Source organism: Pseudomonas sp. AB39(2026), from assembly GCF_059831485.1.
In genome coordinates this window covers 1,495,664-1,511,565 of sequence record NZ_CP195212.1, presented here as the reverse complement: position 1 = coordinate 1,511,565, position 15,902 = coordinate 1,495,664, and the positions used below count along the sequence as shown (strand labels likewise).

15 protein-coding genes are annotated in these 15,902 nt (G+C 59.4%); 14 read left to right on the top strand and 1 reads right to left on the bottom strand.

Translation table 11 applies throughout. From position 1 onward, the window contains the following. Window positions 1–6: 6 nt before the first annotated feature. The 9 genes from fliF to ACSAMW_RS06580 all read left to right on the top strand — a co-directional run bounded on the left by fliF (window position 7) and on the right by ACSAMW_RS06580 (window position 9,525). Entirely contained in the window at window positions 7–1,827 is a 1,821-nt protein-coding gene (fliF, locus tag ACSAMW_RS06620) for a flagellar basal-body MS-ring/collar protein FliF (protein ID WP_500593234.1), read from the top strand. Beyond that, window positions 1,820–2,836 (top strand): flagellar motor switch protein FliG, encoded by a 1,017-nt coding sequence (gene fliG, locus ACSAMW_RS06615; RefSeq protein ID WP_168083527.1) that lies wholly within the window; start codon window positions 1,820–1,822, stop codon window positions 2,834–2,836. The genes fliF and fliG overlap by 8 nt, the downstream gene beginning before the upstream one ends. A gap of 151 nt (window positions 2,837–2,987) precedes the next feature. Continuing rightward, window positions 2,988–3,749: a flagellar assembly protein FliH gene (fliH, locus tag ACSAMW_RS06610; protein ID WP_500593233.1), complete on the top strand. Its 762-nt coding sequence runs from the start codon at window positions 2,988–2,990 to the stop codon at window positions 3,747–3,749. After that, window positions 3,739–5,097 (top strand): flagellar protein export ATPase FliI, encoded by a 1,359-nt coding sequence (gene fliI, locus ACSAMW_RS06605; RefSeq protein ID WP_500593232.1) that lies wholly within the window; start codon window positions 3,739–3,741, stop codon window positions 5,095–5,097. The genes fliH and fliI overlap by 11 nt, the downstream gene beginning before the upstream one ends. A gap of 6 nt (window positions 5,098–5,103) precedes the next feature. Continuing rightward, window positions 5,104–5,553, top strand: coding sequence for a flagellar export protein FliJ (gene fliJ / locus ACSAMW_RS06600; protein WP_500593231.1), 450 nt, complete (start codon window positions 5,104–5,106; stop codon window positions 5,551–5,553). 83 nt (window positions 5,554–5,636) lie between these two features. Beyond that, on the top strand, window positions 5,637–5,942 hold the full coding sequence (locus ACSAMW_RS06595; protein ID WP_500593230.1) for an STAS domain-containing protein: 306 nt from the start codon (window positions 5,637–5,639) through the stop codon (window positions 5,940–5,942). Beyond that, the gene (locus ACSAMW_RS06590; protein ID WP_500593229.1) at window positions 5,942–7,645 is read left to right on the top strand and encodes an ATP-binding SpoIIE family protein phosphatase; all 1,704 of its coding nucleotides are present in this window, start codon (window positions 5,942–5,944) and stop codon (window positions 7,643–7,645) included. The genes ACSAMW_RS06595 and ACSAMW_RS06590 overlap by 1 nt, the downstream gene beginning before the upstream one ends. Before the next feature lie 24 nt (window positions 7,646–7,669). Then, window positions 7,670–8,014, top strand: a complete 345-nt coding sequence (locus ACSAMW_RS06585; RefSeq protein ID WP_500593228.1) for an Hpt domain-containing protein — start codon at window positions 7,670–7,672, stop codon at window positions 8,012–8,014. Window positions 8,015–8,085: 71 nt separating this feature from the next. Continuing rightward, a complete protein-coding gene (locus ACSAMW_RS06580) occupies window positions 8,086–9,525 on the top strand; it encodes a flagellar hook-length control protein FliK (RefSeq protein WP_500593227.1) in 1,440 nt (479 codons plus the stop codon). Between the two features lie 31 nt (window positions 9,526–9,556). On the opposite strand, the gene ACSAMW_RS06575 is transcribed toward ACSAMW_RS06580, so the two are convergent. Continuing rightward, a complete protein-coding gene (locus ACSAMW_RS06575; protein ID WP_500593226.1) occupies window positions 9,557–12,547 on the bottom strand; it encodes a dermonecrotic toxin domain-containing protein in 2,991 nt (996 codons plus the stop codon). A 154-nt stretch (window positions 12,548–12,701) separates the two neighbouring features. On the opposite strand from ACSAMW_RS06575, the gene fliL reads away from it, so the two are divergent. The 5 genes from fliL to fliP are packed head-to-tail and all read left to right on the top strand — an operon-like array spanning window position 12,702 to window position 15,898. Then, window positions 12,702–13,217 (top strand): flagellar basal body-associated protein FliL, encoded by a 516-nt coding sequence (gene fliL / locus ACSAMW_RS06570; RefSeq protein ID WP_500593225.1) that lies wholly within the window; start codon window positions 12,702–12,704, stop codon window positions 13,215–13,217. Between the two features lie 9 nt (window positions 13,218–13,226). Continuing rightward, on the top strand, window positions 13,227–14,195 hold the full coding sequence (fliM, locus tag ACSAMW_RS06565; protein WP_168083542.1) for a flagellar motor switch protein FliM: 969 nt from the start codon (window positions 13,227–13,229) through the stop codon (window positions 14,193–14,195). A gap of 34 nt (window positions 14,196–14,229) precedes the next feature. Further along, window positions 14,230–14,694, top strand: a complete 465-nt coding sequence (gene fliN, locus ACSAMW_RS06560; protein ID WP_168083544.1) for a flagellar motor switch protein FliN — start codon at window positions 14,230–14,232, stop codon at window positions 14,692–14,694. Then, window positions 14,694–15,146, top strand: a complete 453-nt coding sequence (gene fliO, locus ACSAMW_RS06555) for a flagellar biosynthetic protein FliO (protein WP_500593224.1) — start codon at window positions 14,694–14,696, stop codon at window positions 15,144–15,146. Before fliN ends, fliO begins: the two co-directional genes overlap by 1 nt. Next, window positions 15,146–15,898, top strand: coding sequence for a flagellar type III secretion system pore protein FliP (fliP, locus tag ACSAMW_RS06550; protein ID WP_500593223.1), 753 nt, complete (start codon window positions 15,146–15,148; stop codon window positions 15,896–15,898). Before fliO ends, fliP begins: the two co-directional genes overlap by 1 nt. The last annotated feature ends 4 nt before the right edge of the window (window positions 15,899–15,902 follow it).

Sequence of the window (15,902 nt, the reverse complement as noted above, 5' to 3'; positions counted from 1 at the left end):
TAGGTCATGGCGGAAGCAACGACAGATAATGTACCAGCGAAGGCCGGCATGGCAGCAGGCGGCAAGTCCGTGCCTGGCATGGCCTTTCTGGAAAATATCTCCAAGATGCCCGTGCTGCGGCAAGTTGGCCTGCTGGTAGGGTTGGCCGCGAGCGTGGCCATTGGCTTCGCTGTGGTGCTGTGGTCGCAGCAACCGGATTACCGGCCGTTGCTGACGAGTTTGTCGGGAATGGACGCTAAACAGGTCACTGACACCCTGGCGGCAGCAGACATTCCTTACACGGTCGAACCGAATTCAGGTGCTTTGCTGGTAAAGGCAGACGACATCGGCCGTGCCCGCCTCAAGCTCGCCTCAGCGGGCGTTGTGCAGGGTGATGGCAATACGGGCTATGAAATTCTGGACAAAGACCATGGGCTTGGCACCAGCCAGTTCATGGAAGCGGCCCGCTACCGCCAAGGCCTGGAAGGTGAACTGGCACGGACCATCTCCGCCCTCAATGGGGTAAAAGGTGCGCGCGTTCACTTGGCTATCCCGAAAAGCTCGGTATTCGTTCGCGACGAACGCAAGCCAACGGCCTCGGTACTGGTAGAAATGTACGGCGGCCGCACCCTCGACCCAGGTCAGGTGATGGCGATCGTGAATTTGGTTGCCACAAGCGTGCCTGAAATGGACCGCAATGGTGTGACAGTTGTGGACCAGAAGGGCACGTTGTTGTCCGACTTGGGTGAGAACTCTGAACTGAGCATGGCCGGCAAGCAGTTCGATTACACACGTCGTATGGAAAGCATGCTTACCCAACGTGTGCAGAGCATCTTGCAGCCAGTGATTGGCAATGATCGGTTCAAGGCTGAAGTGTCGGCCATGGTGGACTTCAGTGCCGTCGAGTCCACGTCTGAACAGTTCAACCCTGACCAGCCTGCGCTGCGCAGCGAGCAGTCCGTTACCGAGCAGCGGTCCAGCGGCAGCAGCAATGGCGGCGTACCAGGCGCTCTGAGCAATCAGCCACCGAGCCCAGCCAGTGCACCGCAGACTACGCGTGGGGGTGCAGCGGCGGGCGCGCCTCAGGCTATCCAGCCAGGCCAACCGCTGCTGGATGCCAACGGTCAACAGATCATGGACCCGGCCACTGGGCAGCCCATGCTGGCCCCTTACCCGGCGGATAAACGTCAGCAGTCTACCCGTAACTTCGAGCTGGACCGTTCCATCAGCCATACCCGCCAGCAACAAGGGCGTTTGACCCGCTTGTCGGTGGCTGTGGTAGTGGATGACCAGGCAAAACTCAAAGCAGCCAATGGCGAAATCACACATACGCCGTGGACGGCCGATGAATTGTCGCGCTTGCAGCGGTTGGTTCAGGATGCCGTAGGCTTCGACGCCAGCAGGGGCGACAGCGTAACGGTCATCAACGCACCGTTCAGCCCTGACCGTGGCGAAGTGATTGCGGAGCCCTCGTTCTACCAGCAACCCTGGTTCTGGGACGTGGTCAAGCAGGGCTTGGGTGTTGTCTTCATTTTGCTGCTGGTGTTTGGCGTGCTGCGCCCGGTGCTCAACAACATTACAGGCGGCAGCAAATCCAAACAGTTGGCGGTAGAGGGTGACGGCGGGCTAGGTGGCGGCGGTGGTATGGCTGGCAGCGGCAGCAGCTTCACAGGTATGAGCGGGGAGCTGGCCGATGATCGGGTCAGCCTGGGTGGGCCAAGCAGCATTATGCTGCCGAGCCCAACCGAAGGGTATGACGCCCAGTTGAATGCAATCAAAAGTCTTGTGGCCGAAGACCCGGGCCGTGTCGCGCAGGTCGTGAAAGAGTGGATCAACGCAGATGAGTAGCCAACTGACTGCACCCAAGCTGAGCAAGGTCGACAAGGCCGCCATCCTGCTCCTGTCGCTCGGTGAGAACGATGCCGCGCAGGTATTGCGCCACATGGGCCCTAAAGAGGTACAACGTGTGGGCGTGGCCATGGCGCAGATGCGCAATGTGCACCGCGAGCAGGTTGAAGAAGTGATGACCGAGTTTGTGTCGGCTGTGGGCGACCAGACCAGCTTGGGCGTAGGCTCAGATGGCTATATTCGCAAGATGCTCACGTCCGCACTCGGCGAAGACAAGGCCAATGGCCTGATCGACCGTATTCTGCTGGGCGGCAACACCAGTGGCCTGGACAGCCTCAAGTGGATGGAGCCTCGTGCGGTTGCCGACGTGATCCGCTATGAGCACCCGCAGATCCAGGCAATCGTAGTGGCCTATCTGGACCCGGACCAGGCTGGCGAAGTGCTCGGGCACTTCGACCACAAGGTCCGCTTGGACATCGTGTTAAGGGTGTCGTCCCTTAACACGGTGCAACCTGCTGCCTTGAAAGAGCTCAATACCATTCTGGAAAAGCAGTTCGCAGGCAACTCCACCACGGCTCGTACTACGCTGGGTGGTATCAAGCGTGCAGCCGACATCATGAACTTCCTCGACAGCTCGGTGGAAGGGCAGCTCATGGATTCGATTCGCGAGATCGACACGGAACTGTCGGTGCAGATCGAAGACCTGATGTTTGTGTTCAACAACCTCAAGGATGTGGACGACCGTGGCATCCAGGCCCTGTTGCGCGAAGTGTCTTCCGAAGTGCTCGTGGTCGCCCTCAAAGGCGCAGACGACGGCATCAAAGAAAAGATTTTCAAGAACATGTCCAAACGTGCTTCCGAACTGCTGCGTGATGACCTGGATTCCAAAGGCCCGGTACGGGTCAGCGATGTGGAAACAGCGCAGAAAGAAATCCTCACCATTGCACGTCGAATGGCCGAGGCAGGAGAAATTGTATTGGGCGGGAAAGGCGGCGAGGAAATGATCTGACCTGTAGGGGTGCGCCGTCGACCGTGCTATGCCGGTCGACCTGCCTCTGACAGGTGTAAAAATCCGCTTGCGTTCATGGATCGCACCGCGCACATGCTACTGTGCGCTTACGCGGATTAACACGCTGCGATCATTTTGCCGGGAAATGTAAATGAGCCAATCGAACAAAGAACCTGTCAGCGAGCTTATCCGTGCCAGGGACCTGATTGGCGTGGATGTGTGGCGGCTCCCCAGTTTCGACCCGCATGTGCCGGAGCCTGAGCCAGACCCCGAAAGCCTCGTAGAAAGTGAGGAAGTGCCTCTTGAGGAGGTTCAGCCCCTCACGCTCGAAGAAGTCGAAGCGATCCGTCAGGAGGCCTACAATGAGGGCTTCTCTGCGGGTGAACGGGATGGTTTTCACGCCACTCAACTCAAGGTGCGCCAAGAGGCAGAGGTTGCACTTGCAGCACGCCTGGCGACGCTTGAGACCTTGATGCAAAGCCTGATGGCGCCCATCGCCGAGCAGGATACTCAGATCGAGCGCTCATTGGTGGAACTGGTCAGCCACATTGCACGAGAGGTCATCCAGCGAGAGCTGAAAATCGAGTCTACGCAAATCGAGCGGGTGATTCAGGAGGCCCTGAAACTACTGCCGATGGGGGCCAACAACATCCGCATCTTTGTGAACCCCCAGGATTTCGAGCAGATCAAGGCCCTGCGGGAGCGCCATGAAGAACACTGGAAAATCCTGGAAGACCCCGCACTGATGCCTGGCGGTTGCCGTGTGGAAAGCGAGCACAGCCGCATTGACGGCACCGTGGAAACCCGTATTACCCAAGCCTTAGCCTTGTTGTTCGACCAGTTGCACGAACAAGGCATGCACCCGGCTGAGGCTGACCTGCACCTGACGCTGGAGACCAGCGATGCAACTTGATCGCACAAGCTTCGCAAGCCGCCTGAGCACCTACGCCCCTGCGGTGGATTTGCCGCGCCAGGCGGTGGTGGAGGGGCGGCTGATCCGTATGGTGGGCCTTACCCTGGAAGCAGAGGGGCTGCGCGCCGCCATGGGTACGCGCTGCATGGTCATCAATGACGACAGCTACCATGCGTCTCAGGTAGAAGCGGAGGTCATGGGGTTTTCAGGCAGCAAGGTGTTTCTGATGCCCGTGGGCAGCGCAGCAGGCATTGCTCCAGGTGCACGCGTGGTGCCACTGGCGGATACCGGCCGGTTGCCCATGGGCATGAGCATGCTCGGCCGCATTCTTGACGGCGCCGGGCGCGCCTTGGACGGCAAGGGGCGTATGCGGGCTGAAGATTGGGTGCCGCTGGATGGCCCTACCATCAACCCCCTTAACCGTGACCCTATCAGCCAGCCCCTGGACGTGGGCATTCGCTCCATCAACGGCTTGTTGACGGTAGGGCGTGGTCAGCGACTGGGCCTGTTCGCCGGTACCGGGGTGGGCAAGAGCGTACTGCTCGGCATGATGACCCGTTTCACGGAGGCGGAAATCATTGTGGTGGGCCTGATTGGCGAGCGCGGGCGGGAAGTTAAGGAGTTCATCGAGCATATTCTGGGACCTGAGGGCCTGAAGCGTTCGGTGGTCGTGGCGGCGCCTGCCGACGAAGCGCCACTGATGCGCTTGCGTGCGGCCATGTACTGCACTCGCATTGCTGAGTACTTCAGGGACAAGGGCAAAAATGTTCTGCTGCTGATGGACTCGCTTACGCGCTATGCCCAGGCCCAGCGCGAAATTGCCTTGGCCATTGGCGAGCCTCCCGCCACGAAGGGTTACCCACCTTCGGTGTTTGCCAAACTCCCCAAGTTGGTAGAGCGGGCCGGCAACGCCGAAGCGGGTGGAGGTTCTATCACGGCGTTTTACACCGTGCTGTCCGAAGGCGACGATCAGCAGGACCCTATTGCGGACTCTGCGAGGGGGGTACTGGATGGCCATATTGTGCTGTCCCGGCGCCTTGCCGAAGAAGGCCATTACCCGGCTATCGATATTGAAGCGTCTATCAGCCGGGTGATGCCGTCAGTGGTCACACCGCAGCACATGATTCAGGCGCAGCAATTCAAGCAGCTCTGGTCTCGCTATCAGCAGAGCCGAGACCTGATCAGCGTGGGTGCCTATGTGCCTGGCGGTGATCGAGAGACGGACCTGGCGATCAACCTGCACCCTCAACTGGTGCATTACTTGCGCCAAGGGCTGCATGACAATGAAAGCCTAAAGGCCAGCAGTGAGCGCCTGGCTACTGTCTTCCGCCCCATGGCGCCGGGTTAATAAACCATGGCTAACAGTCGCGCAGCGCGCTTGGCGCCAGTGGTGGAGATGGCCGAGAAAGCCGAGCGTACGGCTGTACAACGGCTTGGCCACTTCCAAGGCCAGGTGCGCTTGGCCGAGGCCAAGTTGCAGGAGCTCGAACAGTTTCGCATGAGCTATCAGCAGCAATGGATCACCAACGGTACTCAAGGGGTTTCTGGCCAGTGGCTGATGAACTACCAGCGCTTTCTCAATCAACTGGAAACCGCTGTAGCGCAGCAGCGTAAAAGCCTGGCCTGGCACCAGAACAACCTCAATAACGCGCGCGATGCCTGGCAAAAAGCTTACGCACGGGTGGAAGGGCTGCGCAAGTTGGTGATGCGTTATATGACTGAAGCCAGAACCTTGGAAGACAAACGTGAACAGCGCTTGCTGGATGAACTTTCCCAGCGGTTGCCGCGGTCTGATGCGTATTGAGGCGCCTGCTTGCTGGGGACAACAGGCTCGGCCGGCGCTTGATATACCTTTCTGAACATTTAGCATTAAAGAAGGACCGACCTATGTCAGCTGTTACTGCATCGCCGTCCGAGGATGGACGGAAGTTGACCATCCATATCGATGGCCGATTCGATTTTGCCTGCCATCAGGCTTTCCGGGATGCCTACGAAAAGCCGCCACGCCCCAAGGACGGGTTTGTCATCGACCTGGGTAAAACCACCTACCTGGATAGCTCCGCCCTAGGAATGCTGTTGCTGTTGCGTGACTATGCCGGTGGCGACAACGCTAAGATCCGGCTGGAAAACGCTAGCTCGGACGTGCACAAGATACTGGCTATCTCAAACTTCACCCAGTTGTTTGATATCTGATGCTTGGCCATAGCCCGTCGATTTCGGTATTGATTGCCGACGACAACATGACCGATCGCATGCTGCTGTCCAGTATTGTTCGGCGGCAAGGGCACCATGTGCTCCAGGCGGGCAACGGCGAAGAAGCTGTCAAAGTATTCGAGCAGATGCGGCCCCACATTGTGCTGCTGGATGTGATGATGCCGGTGATGGACGGTTTCGAGGCGGCGCGGCGCATCAAGGCCCTTGCCGGCGAAGCGCTGGTGCCGGTGATCTTTCTCACGTCCATGTCCGAGGACGAGGCCTTGGTTCGCTGCCTGGAGGCAGGGGGCGACGACTTTCTGCCCAAGCCGTATAACCAGATCATTCTGGCGGCCAAGATTCACGCCATGGAGCGTATGCGGCGCTTGCAGGCTACGGTGCTCAAGCAGCGTGATGAGCTGGCACGGCACCATGGGCATTTGCTCAATGAGCAACGGGTTGCCAAAGCTGTGTTCGACCAAGTGGCCCACTCAGGCTGCTTGGGCGCTCACAATATTCGTTACCTGCAATCCCCCTATGCGTTGTTCAATGGCGACTTGTTGCTAGCCACGTCGGCGCCTGGGGGGGACCTGCACATTCTATTAGGTGATTTCACAGGTCACGGGCTGCCAGCCGCCGTAGGCGCCATGCCACTGGCCGATGTGTTCTATGGGATGACTGCCAAAGGCTATGGGTTGGCCGAAACCCTTCGAGAAATGAACGCCAAGCTCAAACGCATCTTGCCGCCAGACATGTTCTGTTGCGCGGCCTTGATCAGCGTCAGTGTGAACCGGCGGGTGGTGGAAGTGTGGAATGGGGGTATGCCGGATGGTTACCTTCTGCGCCAGAGCGGGGAACGCCTCCCCATACCCTCACGGGCGCTGCCGCTGGGCATTCTGTCGCCAGAGCGCTTTGAACCCACCACACAGTTTTACTCGGTGGAAGAAGGCGACCGCATTTTCCTGTTGTCTGACGGCGTGATCGAAACTACCAACCACGACGAAACCTTGTTTGGTGTAGAGCGCCTGGAAGCCGTACTAGACCGCAACCAGGACCGGGACCGGCTCTTTGAAGACATTCGCGAAGCGCTGCAAGGGTTTCATGGTGAAAGCCGCGACGACGTGAGCATGGTGCAGGTCAAGGTAGTGGACACCGCCAGCCTGCCGCCCGTGGCGCTGGCACTGGACCGGGGCCAGCCCACCCCTACGGACTGGTCAGTAAACTTCGAGTTTCGCGCGCAAACCCTCAAGCGCTACAACCCGTTGCCGTTCCTGCTGCAACTGCTGCAGGAAGTGCAGGGGCTCAAGGCACAAAGCGGAGACCTCTACACCGTACTGACCGAACTCTACTCCAATGCCCTTGAGCATGGCGTGCTGGCGTTGGACTCAAGCCTCAAACGTGATGCCGCCGGGTTTGCTCAATATTATCAATGGCGTGAAGAGCGCCTGCGACAGCTCGAAGAGGGCTATGTAAAAGTAGGCCTCACCGTACAACCTGAGGGGCGTAGCGGGGGGCGATTGGTGATTACGGTCGAGGACAGTGGTGCGGGCTTCGACGTCGCCAGCACCCTGGCGCGGGTAAACGAAGGTGTTGCTTACTCAGGCCGCGGCATGAAGCTGGTCAAGGCACTCAGTCATGGTGTGAGCTGGTCCGACGACGGGCGTAGCGCACGCGTGGAATTTGCCTGGGGGGCTGAGGCATAATCGATCGCGTTCAAGGAGGAGGACGTGACCCTGGCTCATCTGGATCTGGCTGTATTGGCTGCACTGCACGACATCATGGGGGAGGATTACCCGATGTTGGTACGCACCTACCTTGAAGACTCCCAGGCGCGCCTTACGCGCTTGCTGGAAGCGCAAGACCCCAAAACCCTGCGCGACAGCGCCCACAGTTTCAAAGGCAGCAGCAGCAACATGGGGGCCGCAGGCTTGGCACGGCTGTGCTGCGAACTGGAACATCTGCCACTCGCCGCTCCGCAAGCAGAGGTTTGTGCCTTGCGTGAGCAGATTAATAGCGAATTCATTCAAGTTCGCGCTGCCTTTCTCACTGTGTTGGCAACCGACGCTCGTTGAGCCACAAGCTGGCCCGCCTTTTGCTTTAAGCCATGTATACCGTCCACCTACCCACGCGCGGGGTCGTCGTCATGGCTATCGCTTCAAACCCACTGCTGCAAACCGGGCCATCCGCTGCTCCGTCCAGCACTAGCAAAACCACCGCATTGAGTGCGCTTTCCAACGTAGCTGATAGCACAAAGGACGGGGGTTCCAGCTTTGCGGAGGCTTATGCTCAGGCACACAAGTCTGTACCTGTGGCGCCGAAGCCCGGTGTCAGCAGCGCCGCGCGCGTAAGCCAGCACCTGGCAGCGAACGACAAAAAGCCAACGGCCGCTGTTTCGCAGAAAGACGATAAACCGGCGGTTGCGACCGACAATAAATCGTCGCCTGTCAATAAACCAGACCGTTCAGATAAAGCGGGCAAAACGGCCCAGGCTGATAAACAGGGCAAAGCAAATACCGACGAACAGACTGTGGACGCTGTAGACGATGACCAGGTCGAGCCTGTCAAAGCCACAGACGACATAAAGGCTGAGGTGACAGTGGCCGACAGCACCGTCGTGTCGCTTCCTGTCTTGGACCCCACTGCCACACCGCCTGCACCCGTACCGCCCGCTGCGGAGCCGGCTCAAATGCCCCCGCCGCTCATAGATCCTGCACAACTGCAGTGTGCCGCGGTATCCGTTACACCACCCACTGATACGTTTGACCCCCATGCCGACGCGCTGGCCGATCTGCCCATGGTAAGAATGGCGCTGGAACAGAATGCCAAGGCTCAAGGCACCACGTCAGTACATGCCCAAACAGACGCACCGGCGGCCTCGGTGCCGAACGACCCAGCCCCCGCCGATGCGTTTGCCCAGACCATGAGTGGGTTGCTTGACCAGAAAGCAGCGGACGGTGCCAAGGTGTCGGAAGACAGCGACGGGTTAGGGGCCATAGGCGACGTGAAGGGCGCTGGCGGGGACGGTAGCGGCACCCGTGTAACCGACCTTAATGGCCGGCTGGATTCACTTACCCAAGCGGTAACAGGGAAAACGGCTTCGGCCGTTGCAACGCCACCGGCCACGCCGCTGAACATGCATCAGAGCGGCTGGAGCGAAGGCGTGGTGAACCGCGTGATGTACTTGTCCAGCCAGAACCTGAAATCCGCTGATATACAACTTCATCCCTTGGAGCTGGGCCGCCTGGACATCCGCATTGACGTCACAGCGGACCAGACCACTCAAGTCACGTTCCATAGTGCCCACTTGGGCGTGCGCGATGCCTTGGAAAGTCAGCAGGGCCGCCTGCGAGACATGCTGACCCAACAGGGCCTTACCCAGGTGGACGTAAACGTGTCCGACCAGTCGCGGCAGCAACAGCAACAGCAACAGCAGGCTCAGGCGCAAGCACAGGCCAGCCAGGGCGCTGGCAACCGTGCTTCCCAGGGCGAGCGTGCGGCAGACGATTCACAGGTGTCACCTGTCGCTGAGGCTGCTGCCACTCAACAGGTTATTGGTAGCAGCCTGGTGGATTATTACGCCTGACGCACAAGGTCACGAAGGGCCCAGGACCGCTTTAACGTGTGTGCAGCCAGCTGCCTGTGGACCCGATCTTTATACGCCACGCCAGTGGGCAATAGTACGGAGTGCTCCGACGCATTTCGCGGTGCAGGCTAAACCTGTAGCGAGGCGGGATGTAGAGTTCGGTAGTGATACGGGCAATGGCGCGGAACTGGCGCACATCCGGCAGCCGGGCGGTCATCACGTCGTTGAACACGCCGGGCCCTGTGACGTGATTGATACGCCGGGCATAGGCCAGCACCGCCTCTTTGCTGTCGGAGCCCTGATAGGGTCGTTGAAAATACAAGTCCTGGTTAGCCAGAAAGCGGGTGTAGCTTTCTTCGGAAATAGCGTCGAGCAGCGGGTTCTGCGCCAGGCTGGCAAAGTTGCTGTTATTGAACCCGCACAGCAGGCCCAGCCGGGGCTCGCTGACCAAGTCATTGAGCATCAGGCGACCCGGGGCAATTGTCCAATCCTGATCGGAAAAACCGTCATTGCTTAATGTGCTGTCATAAATCATGTCGTCCACATCCATGTACACGCCGCCATAGTGGTTCAGCAAGCGGTAGCGCAACACATCTGTGGCACTGGCGTAGTTGATGCCTGAACCTTCTGTGGCCGCCAGGAACTGCTCGTAATACGGGCTTTGCTGGAAAGCCGACCAGAAATCGGTGGCGTCCAGTGATTGCACTTTGAAGTTTGAGGGCGCACTGGCCAAGTCTGCCAGGGTCAGGCTGTGATCGAATGGGTCGTTTATATGCACATACAGCCGATATTCGAAGGGCTGTCGGCCCCGCCCAGCGCGGATAGCACTCTGAATCAGGTTGTCTGCCAGGCGGCGCGGCAAGCGCCCGCCCAGCCACACACTGTGCACCACGCGGGTAATCGGCAGCTTCCCCTCCGTGGGTATAGGCGGAATTTCCCAGGGGTAGGTGGCCGGAATGCCAAGCTCGGCCGTAGCCGCTTCAATGTCACGTGCCTGGGGTTCCGCCGCGGCGGCCGGGTCGAACAGGTCAAATTTGCGGGTGCCGGCATTGTAGCGGAAGGCTGTGCCCCCCAAGGTCCGCCAGCTGTCGCTGAAGGGATCGAAACGCACTACGCGCAGGCCGTCTTCAACTTCTATCAGGCAACTCGTCAACAGGCCAGCGCTCATGGGTTGCTGTTGTACGCCACGCAAAACCCGTGAGGTAGGTAGATCAGGCGCTTGGGAGGAAATAGGTGAAAGCAAGCGCAGGCGCGCAGGTGTCAAACCGTCCATAGCGACATGGCATTCATGTTCGAGCCACGCCCCCTCGGCTAGGGTCTGAAGCTCTTCTGAAGCAATGGGCCTGTCCAGTTGCCCAAGGGATGCCAGTGTATTGGCGCGGTTGAGCCGAAGATTGGCACGCAGCGACGCAACCCGCAGGCCTTGCGCCTGTACCCGGATCAGATGAAAAGGCCCATCGATATTGGCCTGGGCATATGCAAGCGCGCCCTCAGCGCTGCCGAACACCTGCCGGGCAGGCCTGTCAACCATGGCAGGCAAGCGCTCGAATCGCCGTGTAGGCGTTAGCCCTCGGTTCAATATTTTTGTAGGCGCCTGCCCCCGCTGGGCTTCTTCCACTGCAAACAACACCTCCCAGTCAAGCTGTTCGACCATACCGATGCTATTGAGTGGTGTGGCTGAGACTGGCGACGCCGGTAGGGAAGGGGGAGTGGGCAGCGCCTCTGCTGCTTCCTCTTCCTGGATCTCCCACGGCCAATCTGTGACCTCGCCACTGGCCAGGAAAGGCAAGGTGAACAGGGCTGTCAGCCCTTCACTGACCGCTGCGCCAATGGCAGCATCCCGCTCAGCAGCTGACCGGGCATGGACAGCCTTATCGATATCCAGGCCCATGGCCACGGTAGCACTGATCACGGTGCCTAAGGCTATGGGCCATCCGATTGGGGCGAGGTTGGCACCCAAGCGTGCCAATGTAGATAGAAAGGCAATGGCCAGGTCCTTGCGCAACCTGTCGTTAGTGGTGAGGGCTACATCGGCATGCTGGTGCATCTCCAGCGCGGCCTGTTCCCCCAGCCACGCGAACGGGTCGAGGTGTGCAGGCAATACATCGCCACGCAACCAGCCTGGTGACAGTCGACCTGCGCCTAGTGCAAGCACAGCGTCTTTGGCGTGTGGGTCACTTGGGTCGAAGTGGCTCAGCAGGCGCGACTGTCCTTCCACGGTGCTGGCTTGGTAGGCCAGCCACTGCTCCAGCGCCCCCGCCGTATCGAATGCATAGAGGCACCGGCCATCGTTAGGCAGGTACAGGAAATGTTGGCCGTTTGGGGTTTGCACCCAAAGTACATCACGTGCTTTGGCATCTCGTATCCCAAGCCTGTGTAGGTGAATGCCTGGCGCGGGGTGGCGTTGCTGGCCGAGAGCAGACAAGGTGTATTCGCTGCCTAGCCCATTAGCGAAGGCATTGAGCAGGGTGGCTTGCTCGCCCTCGCCAATCAGCCCCAGGCGCTTTGCATTTCCAACGGCAACCAATGCGCTGGCACGCCCCAGAATAACGAAATCGTGCAGCCGGGTGGTCCAGAAGTGGCTCAGTTGGCGTTGATACTGGTCGGCAAAGTTGGCGTGCCAGAAATCCTGGCTGACTCGGCTGGGCAGTAGCCACACCTCATGGCCATGATCGTAGCGGCTTTCATGCGGGCCAACTGTGTAGAACCCGCTCATCATGTTCAGGTCATCCAAGCCGTCCTGGTCGCTGGCGGCAAACCGGCGCAGTATCAGTTGCGGCAACGTGAGGCTTTCAACAGGCGGGCCACTGTGGGCCCAGCCGGAAAAGCTGAGGTGGCTGGACTGGGCGTTGTCAAACCGGTGCCAGTACACGTTGTGAACGTCCAGTGCAGGCAGTTGGTGGAGGCGTAGCAAACGGGCCGCTTCGGTTTCCGCTGCACGGCTGAGGTCGGGATAGTCAATGAACCATCGGTGGCTAAGGTCCAGCAGTTCGTTCATATCGGGGGTCTGCAAGGCGGGCATGGCAAGTACTCTGGCGAAACGGACCTGCACCTTGCGCGCCCGGTGTACGCACAGGGCGGTGTATATCGCTTGAACACGCAGTTGAACATGGCATAACACTTGCTGAATCAACGGCCAGAGCAGTTGTAACCTTCTATTGCGACGGAATATTGGCATGGCTAAGAAAGACGAAGATGCAGGCGCGGCCCCGGAGAAAAAGAAGGGCAAGCTCAAACTGATCCTGATCATCGTGATCGCGTTGTTGCTGGCAGTCGGGGGTTCAGTAGGCGGAACCTGGTACTTCATGCACAAGTCCCAGACTGGCAAGGATGAGAAATCACCCGATGCGGCTGCGGCTGCGTCCGCCAAGCCTGTTGCGATCTATGAGTCGTTGTCGCCGGCCTTTGTGGTGAACCTGAACCAGAACGGAAAACAGCGCTATCTTCAGGTCAGCATCGCGCTGCTGACCCATGACCAGGCTGGCCTGGATGCGCTGAAAGAGCACCTGCCGGTCATTCGCAACAACTTGGTCATGCTGATGTCAGGTCAGGATTTCGGCACCCTGGCCAGCCCTATCGGGATCGAGATGCTGCGGCAGAAAGCAACGGCCAGCGTTCAGGAAGTGGCGCAGAAAGAGGTTGGCAAACTGGTGGTGGACCAACTGCTGTTCACCAATTTCGTATTGCAATAGGGAACCCTAATGGCCATGCAGGACCTGTTGTCACAGGACGAGATCGACGCGCTGCTGCACGGCGTGGATGATGGCCTGGTACAGACCGAAACCCTGGTCGAACCGGGTAGCGTCAAAACTTACGACCTCACCACCCAGGACCGCATTGTGCGCGGGCGCATGCCCACCCTGGAAATGATCAACGAGCGGTTTGCCCGCTACACCCGTGTCAGCATGTTCAACCTGCTGCGCCGGTCTGCTGACGTAGCCGTGGGCGGTGTGCAGGTGATGAAATTCGGGGAGTACATTCACTCCCTCTACGTGCCTACCAGCCTCAACCTGGTCAAGATAAAGCCCTTGCGTGGCACGGCCTTGTTCATCCTTGACGCGCGTCTGGTGTTCAAGCTGGTAGACAACTTCTTCGGCGGTGACGGGCGCCATGCCAAGATCGAGGGCCGGGAGTTCACCCCTACCGAGCTTCGGGTAGTACGCATGGTGCTGGACCAATGCTTCATTGACCTCAAGGAAGCCTGGCACGCAATCATGGAGGTGAACTTCGAGTTCATACAGTCCGAAGTGAACCCTGCCATGGCCAATATCGTAGGCCCGAGCGAAGCCGTGGTGGTGTCTACCTTCCATGTGGAAATGGACGGCGGTGGCGGTGACCTGCACGTGGCCATGCCTTATTCAATGGTCGAGCCCATGCGAGAAATGCTCGACGCCGGCTTCCAATCGGACCTGGATGACCAGGACGAACGCTGGATCAAGGCGCTGCGCGAGGACGTGCTGGACGTGTCTGTGCCCCTGTCGGCTACCGTTGCCCGTCGCCAGCTCAAGCTGCGCGATATTCTGCACATGCAGCCCGGGGACGTGATCCCTGTAGAGCTGCCGGAAGAACTCATCATGCGCGCCAATGGCGTACCCGCGTTCAAGGCGCGCCTGGGCTCCCACAAGGGCACCCTGTCGCTGCAGATCACGACCCCGGTCGAACGCCGCTGACGCGCATCAAAACATCGAATACTGAGGAAAGACCATGGCTGATGATAAAGACACCCCTGCCGACGACCAGGCGCTTGCTGACGAGTGGGCGGCGGCCCTGAATGAGTCCGGCGACGGGGGCCAGGCCGATATTGACGCCTTGCTGCAGGCCGATGCGGCGGCCAAGCCAGCAGGCACACGGCTGCCTATGGAAGAGTTTGGATCTTCCCCCAAGTTCTCCGAATCCCAAGGCATGGAAGGCCCGAACCTGGATGTGATTCTGGATATTCCTGTCACCATTTCCATGGAAGTGGGGGCCACGGAGATCAACATCCGCAACCTGTTGCAGCTCAACCAAGGTTCGGTGATCGAGTTGGACCGTTTGGCAGGGGAACCTCTGGATGTGCTGGTCAACGGCACGCTGGTTGCTCACGGCGAGGTGGTGGTGGTGAACGAAAAATTCGGCATTCGGCTCACTGATGTGATCAGCCCCGCCGAACGCATCAAGAAGCTGCGCTGATGCGAGCGTGGCTGGCAATGATGTTAAGCGTGCCGCTCATGGCGATGGCGGCAGAGCCGGGGGTGGTTGCGCCCGCTGCCCCGTCTGCACCTGCGGTGAGTGCTGGTGCAGGCATGGCCGGGCAGCTTGGGCAGACGGCGCTGGGCCTGCTGGCCGTGGTAGGGGTGATTCTCGGCCTGGCCTGGGTGCTCAGGCGCCTGCAACAGGTGCGCCCCGGTGGTGGCCAAGTGATCGAGGTACTGGGCGCCCGTGCATTAGGCCCCAGGGACCGGCTGATCCTGGTGCAGGTGGGTCAAGAGCAGATCCTGCTAGGGCTGTCCCCTGGCCGTATTACACCGCTGCATGTGCTCGCCCACCCTGTAGCGGCGCCTGCCCCTGGTGAGCCTGTGGCACCTGAGTTTGCCCAGCGGTTGATGGAACTGCTGGGTAAAGACAATAAGGACAAGAAGTGATGCGTCACCTGCGCTGGCTCATTCCCCTGTGCGGGGTGCTGTTCGCCCCTTGTGTACTGGCGGCCGACCCGCTGTCACTGCCGGCGATTACCATGACCACTGGTGCCAACGGGCAGCAGGAGTACTCGGTCAGCCTGCAGATACTTGCGATCATGACGGCACTGAGCTTCATTCCTGCGTTCGTGATGCTCATGACCAGCTTTACCCGCATCATCATTGTGTTCTCCATCCTGCGCCAGGCTCTCGGCCTGCAGCAGACGCCCTCTAACCAGTTGCTCACGGGCATGGCGCTGTTCCTCACCATGTTCATCATGGCGCCAGTGTTCGACCGGGTGAATAACGACGCCTTGCAGCCTTACCTGGCAGAAACCATGAGTGCCCAGGATGCGCTGGCCAAGGCCGAGGTCCCTATCAAGGACTTTATGTTGGGGCAGACGCGCCAGAGCGACCTGGACATGTTCATGCGGCTTTCGCGGCGCACGGATATTCCCAGCGCAGACCAGGCGCCCCTGACCATTCTGGTTCCGGCGTTTGTCACCTCAGAGCTGAAAACGGCGTTCCAGATCGGTTTCATGATCTTCATTCCGTTTCTGATCATCGACCTGGTGGTTGCCAGTGTATTGATGGCCATGGGGATGATGATGCTGTCGCCCCTGATCATTTCATTGCCCTTCAAGATCATGCTGTTCGTGCTGGTAGACGGCTGGTCATTGATCATCGGTACCCTTGCCGGCAGCTTCGGCGGCGTTTGATTCA